At 68.5% G+C, this 8,015-nt stretch carries 7 protein-coding genes and 1 pseudogene; 3 read left to right on the top strand and 5 right to left on the bottom strand.

Annotated elements, in window-relative coordinates; translation table 11 throughout:
- The 3 genes from QZ609_RS22010 to QZ609_RS22000 all read left to right on the top strand — a co-directional run.
- Positions 1–700 (top strand): thiazole synthase (locus QZ609_RS22010; RefSeq protein ID WP_295499535.1); only part of this gene is annotated, 700 nt, incomplete at its 5' end.
- Complete coding sequence (locus QZ609_RS22005; RefSeq protein ID WP_295499534.1) at positions 697–1,851, top strand: thiamine phosphate synthase; 1,155 nt, start codon at positions 697–699, stop codon at positions 1,849–1,851. The genes QZ609_RS22010 and QZ609_RS22005, both read left to right, overlap by 4 nt.
- Before the next feature lie 192 nt (positions 1,852–2,043).
- Positions 2,044–2,523, top strand: coding sequence for a VOC family protein (locus QZ609_RS22000; protein WP_295499533.1), 480 nt, complete (start codon positions 2,044–2,046; stop codon positions 2,521–2,523).
- 105 nt (positions 2,524–2,628) lie between these two features.
- Here QZ609_RS22000 and QZ609_RS21995 read toward each other — a convergent pair.
- The 5 genes and pseudogenes from QZ609_RS21995 to QZ609_RS21975 form a co-directional block, all read right to left on the bottom strand.
- Positions 2,629–2,972 (bottom strand): annotated as a pseudogene (locus QZ609_RS21995) (hypothetical protein).
- A 26-nt stretch (positions 2,973–2,998) separates the two neighbouring features.
- A complete protein-coding gene (gene thiD, locus QZ609_RS21990; protein ID WP_295499531.1) occupies positions 2,999–3,907 on the bottom strand; it encodes a bifunctional hydroxymethylpyrimidine kinase/phosphomethylpyrimidine kinase in 909 nt (302 codons plus the stop codon).
- Positions 3,908–4,476: 569 nt separating this feature from the next.
- A complete protein-coding gene (locus QZ609_RS21985) occupies positions 4,477–5,175 on the bottom strand; it encodes a hypothetical protein (RefSeq protein WP_295499530.1) in 699 nt (232 codons plus the stop codon).
- A 93-nt stretch (positions 5,176–5,268) separates the two neighbouring features.
- A complete protein-coding gene (locus tag QZ609_RS21980) occupies positions 5,269–6,660 on the bottom strand; it encodes an alkaline phosphatase (RefSeq protein WP_295499529.1) in 1,392 nt (463 codons plus the stop codon).
- Positions 6,661–6,690: 30 nt separating this feature from the next.
- Positions 6,691–8,015: alkaline phosphatase (locus tag QZ609_RS21975; protein ID WP_295499528.1), on the bottom strand; the 1,325-nt coding region annotated here is incomplete at its 5' end.

Below are 8,015 nucleotides of genomic sequence, written 5' to 3'. Positions count from 1 at the left end.
GTCCAACCCGGCCATGCTGACCGTGGCGCTGCGCCGCCAGAGCGCGGGCTCGCCCGACGGCGGCGCCGGCTTCTGGAAGATGCTGCGCGCGCTGGGCGTGCCCGTGCTGCCGAACACCGCTGGCTGCTATTCCGCCGATGAGGCGTACACCCTCGCGCAGATGTCGCGCGAAGTGTTCGAGACCGACTGGATCAAGCTCGAAGTCATCGGCGACGACTACACGCTGCAGCCCGACACGCTGGCGCTGCCCGCCGCCGCCGAACGCTTGATCCGCGACGGCTTCAAGGTGCTGCCGTACTGCACCGAAGACCTCGTGCTGTGCCGCCGCCTGCTCGACGTCGGCTGCCAGGCGCTGATGCCGTGGGCCGCACCCATCGGCACCGGCCGTGGGCCCACCAACCCGTATGGCCTGCGCCTGCTGCGCGAGCGCCTGCCCGAGGTGCCGCTGGTGGTCGACGCGGGCCTGGGTGTGCCCTCGCACGCCACGCAGGTGATGGAGTGGGGCTACGACGCGGTGCTGCTCAACACTGCGGTTGCGCAGGCCGGTGATCCGGTGGCGATGGCGCGTGCGTTTGCAATGGCCACGCAGGCCGGTCGCCTTGCGCGCCTGTCCGGCCCGATGCCCGAGCGCGACGTGGCGCAGGCCAGCACACCGGTGGTGGGCTTGCCGTTCTGGCATGCGGAAGAGCGCAGCGCATGAGCATGTCCGCCCTGCGTTTCTCCGCCGCGTGGCCGGAAGCGGCTGCGCTTGCCGCACAGATGGTTGATCGCCATGCCGACGCCTTCGGCCGCGCCCCGCACGCCTGGAGCGTGACCGACCGCGCTGACGAGGCCACGACGGCCACCACCGTCCTGCTGACCACCGACGCGACGCAAGCCGAACGCGCCCGCGCTACCGGCGCTGCCGTCGTGCTGAGCGAGACGCACGGCGCCGAGCGCATCGACACCGTGCACGATCGCCTCGGCACTTACCGTTTCACGTCCGCGGCAACGGGCGACGCACTGGATGAACGCTTCGTCGCCGTGTTCGGCGCGGCGCTGGCGCTGGCTTTCGAGCCGCGCGATGCGCTGTGCGTAGCGCGCGCGTGGATCGCCGAGGCGCATGCCGATCCGCTGGCGTGGCCGACGCACTTCGATGCCCTGCCTCGCGTGCTCGAACCGGCGCTGCCGTGCCCGACTGCGCCGGACCTGGCCTTTGCAGCGTGCCCGACGCAGCTCGGCCTCTACGCCGTGGTGCCGGATGCCGAATGGGTCGAGCGCCTCGTCGCGCTCAAGGTGCCGACCGTGCAGTTGCGCTTCAAGTCGGACGACGCGGCCGCCGTGGTCGAGCAGGTCCGCCGTGCGGAAGCCGCCGCACGCGGTAGCGCCACGCGCCTGTTCATCAACGACCACTGGCAGGTGGCGCTGGCGGTGCATGCGCAAACACCCGCCAGCGGCATCTATGGCATCCATCTCGGCCAGGAAGACATCGACGAGGCCGACCTGGTGGCGATCCGCTCAGCCGGCCTGCGTCTGGGTATCAGCACGCACGGCTTTGCCGAGATGCTGCGCGTCGCACCGCTGAACCCGAGCTACCTCGCCCTGGGCGCGGTGTTCGCCACACCCACCAAGACCATGCCGACCGTGCCGCAAGGCCTGGGCCGGCTGTTCGCCTATGCCGCGGCCATGCGCACGCGCGTGCCCGCGCCGCCACTGGTGGCGATTGGCGGCATCGACCTCGCCGCCATGCCGCGTGTGCTGGAGTCCGGTGTCGGCTGCGTCGCCGTGGTGCGCGCCATCACCCAGGCGGCGGATGTGCCGGCGGCGGTGGATGCACTGCAGGCCACCTTCAGGCAGCACGTGCGGGCGTGATGCCGCGCGCCGCCACGGCATCGGGCGCCGCATCGGAAATGGGTTGAGCACGATGGGTCGCGCACGGTCGAAACGTGGCGTTGACCGCCTCGCGACCGACACCTTCGCGACCTATATTGGTCGTGCGCCGCTGCATGCGGGGGCTTGCCGTGTGCTCCGGCGTCCTCCCCCAACCCGATGCAGGAGAAGGACATGGCTCAATCGATTCCCAAGGGATATCACAGCGTCACACCGTACCTGACCATCAAAGGCGCGGCAAAAGCAATCGAGTTCTACAAACAGGCGTTTGGCGCGACCGAAATCATGCGCCTTGAAGGCCCGAACGGCACCGTAGGCCACGCGGAAATCCGCATCGGCGATTCGCCCGTGATGCTGGCCGACGAAATGCCCGGCATGAGCTGCGCCAGCCCGGCCACGCTGCATGGCACGGACGTGGGCCTGATGGTCTATGTGAAGGATGTCGACAAGGTCTACGCACAAGCGCTGCGCGTGGGCGGCACCGAAGTCCGGCCGCTGCAGGACCAGTTCTACGGTGACCGCTCCGGCACCCTGAAAGACCCGTTCGGCCACGTCTGGACCGTCGCCACCCACGTGGAAGACGTGTCCGACAAGGAAATGAAGAAGCGCATGGCCGAGTGGACCAAGCAACAAGAGGCGCAAGCCGCGCACTGAGCATCGGCACGCGTCTGACGCATGGGGCGCGGGCCGTCTGCTCGCGCCCTTTCCCTGCCCGCATCGGGCAACCCATGTTCAGCGGCGCCTAGGCCTCCCCACCAGTTAGCAAGTCACGACGATATTGCGCACATCATTGGTCGCGATGCCGCTGCCGTTGCTCACGGTGCAGGTCGCCGAGCCGGCTGGGTGCGGATGCCCACCGCATAGCCGCCATTGAACGGCACGGTGTTGGCAAACACGAACGACCCGTTGGCCGTGATCGTGAGCACGTCGTTGCCGTTGTCGACCAGCACCAGCGACTGGTTGGCGGGCAGCCCGGTGATGGTGCCGCCGATCGTAAAGTTGGCGCCGACTTCGGCGACAAAGGAGGCGTTGCACCCGCCCAGCAGCAGGCACAGCGCGGCACTAGGCAGGCAGCGAACCAGCGAGGCCAGGGCGGGTTTCATGGCGGCTCCTTCGGGCGTTGGCGGCATCAATCGCCGTCGTCGAGCTCCAGCGCGCGCGGCGCGGCCAGCGGGCGTGGCGCAAAGCCGTGGTTGAGCGGCCCGGTCCCCCGACCCAGCGCCAGGTGACGGCCAGCGCCGATCGCGTGCAGCAGGTAATCCAGCGCGCCCTCGATCGCAGCCTCCAGCGTGTCACCGCGTGCCAGGTGCGCGGCAATCGCGGCGGACAGCGTGCAGCCGGTGCCGTGCGTGTGCGGCGTGTCGATGTAGGTGTGCGCGTAGATGCGTTCGGTGCCGTCGGCGGTCACCAGCACGTCCTGCACCACGCCGTCTTCGCCCACCTCGGCCATGTCGGCCAGATGACCGCCCTTGAGCAGCACGGCACGCGGGCCGAGTGCCAGCAGGTCGCGCGCGGCGGGCAGCATGTCGTCGGCCGTGCGGACTTCGCGGCCGAGCAAGGCGCTCGCTTCCGGCAGGTTGGGCGTGACCAGCAACGCACGCGGGAACAGCCATTTCGCCATGGCCTGCACGGTGGCGTCGCTGCCGAGCTGCGCGCCGCTGGTGCTGACCATGACCGGGTCGACCACCAGCGCCGCGATCGGGTGGCGCTCCAGCGCGGCGACGATCGCCTCCACCACGGCAGGCGTACTCAGCATCCCCGTCTTGGCAGCATCCACGCCGATGTCCTGTGCCACGGCATCGATCTGCGCACCGACGATGGCCGGCGTGAGCGATTCCACGGCGGCCACGCCCAGCGTGTTCTGCGCCGTCACCGCCGTGATGGCCGACATGCCGTAGCAGCCCAGCGCGGCGAAGGTCTTCAGGTCAGCCTGGATGCCCGCGCCGCCGCCGCTGTCCGAGCCGGCGATGGTCAGCACGCGCGGCACGTGCGTGGCAGGAGCGGCAAACGCGGCGAGGGTCGGATCAGTGAGCGTCATGGCGGGTGCGAGCATTGAGGGGGTTGCTCGCACTATAGCGCCATCGCGCATCGATCGGAGGTGCGGGACGCCCTGAGTGGATGCACGGGGCGCACACCCTGCACGCGGGGATTTTGGCTCCGTGTTGGAGCTCCAGGCGCCATCGCCTGCGCTCTGAGCTCGGTGTTCGGGATTCTGAACTTGGCGTTCGGGGTTCTGGGCTCGGTGTTCGAGGTTCTGAACTCGGTGCTCGGGGTTCTGAACTCGGCGTTCGGGGTTCTGAACTCGGCGCTCGGGGTTCTGAACTCGGCGCTCGGGGTTCTGAACTCGGCGTTTAGCGTTCTGCGCTCGGCCTTTTGGAGCGCTGAGCTCAGCGTTCGGCGCTCTGAACGCGGTGTCCGGGGCGCTGAATTCGGCGCGTGAGGCGCTGAACTCGGCAATTGGCGATCCGAGCTCGGTTTTTTGGAGCGCTGAGCTTGGCGTTTGGGGTTCTGAATCCGGTGCTTGGAGCGCTGAGCTCGACGTTTGGAGCGTTGAGCTCGGGATGCGGCGCTTTGCGCACCATGTCCCGAGCCCAGGGCTCGGCGGCCTCAGTCCATCAGGTCGGTGTAGTCGCCGGCGGCGTAGCGCTGCACGCGCGTCCAGGGCGCGGCGGCCGGCGCGGGCAGCACGGACACCCGCGTGAGCTTGCGCTGCGTGCCGCTGGCGTTGCGCGACTCCACCCGGCGCGGGTACTGCCCGGCCACATCCCACTCCACCGTGACGGTGCGATCGCCCTGGCGTGCGCGGTAGGTCTGCACGCCGTTGCGCACGGGGCCCTCGGCCCGCATGGTCTTGAGCGCGGCCGGGTCGAGCAGGTGATACGCCGTCGCCCACGAACCGTCGAAGCCGATGTTGCTGTATTCGGCCGGCTCCACGTGGTAGGTCTTCTGCTGCGCGTCGCTGACCAGGCGCACGTTGAGTGCACCGTCGGCGCCGCGCTCGATCCAGCGCGGCGCGGTGTCGGTGTCGGCGTGCTTGTGGCCGGTGTGGGGGTTGTCATCGTGATCGACCTGTGCGGCAGCGGGTGGCAGTTCGCGCGCGATCCAGACGCGCTCGCCCTGGCGATAGACGCGCTCGGCAAAGCGCGCATCGCGCTGCACGCCATCGGCGCCGAGCGACGAGAGTTGATGTTCGACGCGCAGCGCCATCAGCGGCGCGGCGGGCGCCTTGTCAGCAGCGTGGACGGTGGCCGCGGCGAGCGCCAGCGGCAGGATCAGGAAGCGGCTCAGAAAGCGGGTCAGGCGCATCGGCAATACCTGCAAGCGGAAAACAAAACGCAAAAAAGCGCATGCCGCCCCATGCAGGCATGCGCGTGAAAGGAAACGCGGGTGCGGCAGGCGTCAAAGGCCCATCGCCGCCCGGACCACGCCGAACACCTTGGTGTTGTCCAGCGTGCCCTTGAGCGGTGCGCTGCCGGGGCCCGAAGAGAACAGCATCACGTCGCCGCCACCGTGCGTTTCCGAGCCAGGGGACCCCAGCTGCACGCCGACGTCCTGTAGGTAGTCGTCCGCCGCCGTATCCACCGTGGCGAGGTTGTCGCGCGTAGCCTTGCGCGTGGTGCCGCCGTTGCCGAACACTAGCGTGGTGTAGGGCAGGCCGTCGGCGGCCAGCTGCGGCTGCTTGGTCTTGAGATCGGTCGACAGGCCGAGGATCGGGTTGCCGCGATGCGCGTAGCCGTTGATCGTCATGGTGTGGTCGTGGTCGGCCGTGACCACGATGAGCGTGTTGCTGCGATCGACCAGCGAGAGCGCGCGCTTGATGGCCTCGTCAAACGCGCCGGCATCTTCCAGCGCGCGCTTGGCGTTGGTGCCGTGCAGTGCGTGGTCGATGCGGCCGCCTTCCACCATCAGGAAATAGCCCTTGCCGTTCTTCTGCAGCACGCGGATGGCCTTCTCGGTCATGTCGGCCAGGCTGGGCTCGTCCAGGCTCTTCTTCACACGGTCCAGCTCGTAGCTCATGTGGTCGAGGGTGAACAGGCCGAGCAGCTTGGTGGTGGATGCCGGGTCAATGGCCGCCAGTTGCGTGCCGGTTGACACATAGGTGTAGTTGGCCGCCTGGAACTGGGCGACCAGATCGGTGGTGTCGGTGCGTTTGCTGCCGGTAGTGCCCTGCGGCAGGAAGTGCCGGCGCCCGCCGCCGAGCAGCACGTCCAGGCCATCCTTGAGCGCCACGTTGTACAGCGTGTTGCCCGGCGTGCCCTGCGCGGCGATCTGGTTCTCGCCGTCGCGGTGGCAGATGTGCGAGAACGTCGCGGCCGGCGTGGCATGCGTCACGCGCGTGGTCGTCACCGCGCCCACCGACTTGCCGGCGCCCTTGGCGAGTTCCAGCAACGTGGTCGCCGCGGTGCCGTTGCCAACCGGGCAGGTGGTGTCGGCGCCGTTCACGTAGCCCTTGCCGTTGGTGTCGCTCGCCTTGGTGTCGGCCGACATGGAGATGACCTCGTTGTTCATCTTCACGCCGGTCATGTAGGCCGACATCGACGGCGCGCTGTCAGTGGTCTGCGCGTCGTTGGAATACGTCTTGATGCGCGCGGTGCGCTTGAGCGACTCCATCGTCAGCTGGCCGGTCTCGCCCACCTTGTAGATGCGCGTGGCGGTGACGGTGGTCGGGCCCATGCCGTCGCCAAGGAAGAAGATCACGTTCTTGGCCTCACCGGCTGCGTGGGCAGGCACAGCGGCACAGACGGCGGAGGCCGCGAGCGCGAGGGAAATGCGATTGCGTTGCTTGGTCATGGCAGTGTTCCGTCGGGTGTGGGTTGAGTCTTACAGGCCGACGGCCTGCTTGATGAGGCCAAAGACCTCGGTGTTGTCCATCACGCCCATGAAGCGCTCGGCGCCCAGGCCGCGTGCGCCGATGAAGACATCGGTGCCGCCGTGCGTCTCGCCGCCCGGGGCGACGGGAATCGCGGCTTCCTGGTGGTAGGTCTTGTCGTAGACGAGGGCGTCGGTGAGCGCGGTGCGCGTGGCCGGGCGGTTCTCGCCGGTGCCGAAGCCAAGGATGGTGTACGGGTTGCCGCTGGTGTCGGTGGCGGTGGCGCCGTTCACGTAGCTCTTGAGCAGGCCGAGCACGCCGGGGTTGGCGTCGCTGGTCGGGCCGGTGCGCTTGGCATAGCCGTTGAGCACCAGCGTGTGGTCGTGGTCGGCGGTGACGACGACGAGCGTGTTCTTCAGGCCTGGGTCGATCGTGTTGAGCTTGTCGAGCGCACTGCGGATGGCAGCGTCGAACGCCACCGTGTCCTGCAGCGCCTTGCGCGCGGTGGTCTCGTGCAGCGCGTGGTCGATGCGACCGCCCTCCACCATCAGGAAGAAGCCCTTCTTCTTGGCGGCCAGCACATCGATGGCCTTGGTGGTCATCTCGGCCAGGCTCGGTTCCTTGGCAGGATCACGGTCGAGGTCGTAGGCCATGTGGCTGCTGGTGAAGAGGCCGACGACCTTCTTGTCGGTCGCTTGCAGCGTGTCGAACTCGGCCTTGTTGCTGGCGTAGCGATAGCCAGCCGCCTTGAGTTCGGCGATCAGGTCGCGGCTGTCGGTGCGCGCGCCGCCTGCCGTGGTCGGCTGGAAGTGCTTGCGGCCGCCGCCGAAGACCACGTCCACGCCGTCGCCGAGTGCGCCGTTGTAGCCCTTGCCGGCGGGCGTGAGCTGCGCGGCGATGGTGTTCTCGCCGTCGCGGTGGCAGATGTGCGCGTAGGTGGCCGCCGGTGTGGCGTGCGTGATGCGCGTGGTGGTGACGACGCCCGTGCCGTAGCCGGCGGCCTTCATCAGCTCGAGCAGCGTGGTCGCCGGCTTGCCGTTGCCGGCCGGGCAGGTGGTGTCGGCGCCCGACACGTAGTCCTTGCCGCCCGCAACGAAGGCGGCGGTGTCCGGCGACATCGAGATGACCTCGTTGTTCATCTTCACGCCGGTCATATAGGCCGACATCGACGGCGCACTGTCGGTCACCTGCGCGTTGTTCGAGAAGGTGCGCACGAAGCCGGTCTCGGGCAGCGTGTCCATGGTCAGCTCGCCGTCTTCGCCCACCTTGTAGATGCGCGCGGCGGTCATGGTGGTCAGGCCCATGCCGTCGCCGAGGAAGAACACGACGTTCTTGG

The organism is uncultured Ralstonia sp. (assembly GCA_913056305.1).
In the GTDB taxonomy this organism is placed as follows: domain Bacteria; phylum Pseudomonadota; class Gammaproteobacteria; order Burkholderiales; family Burkholderiaceae; genus Ralstonia.
The sequence above is the reverse complement of the archived record's forward strand: the minus strand, read 5'-3'. Positions and strand labels throughout refer to the sequence as shown.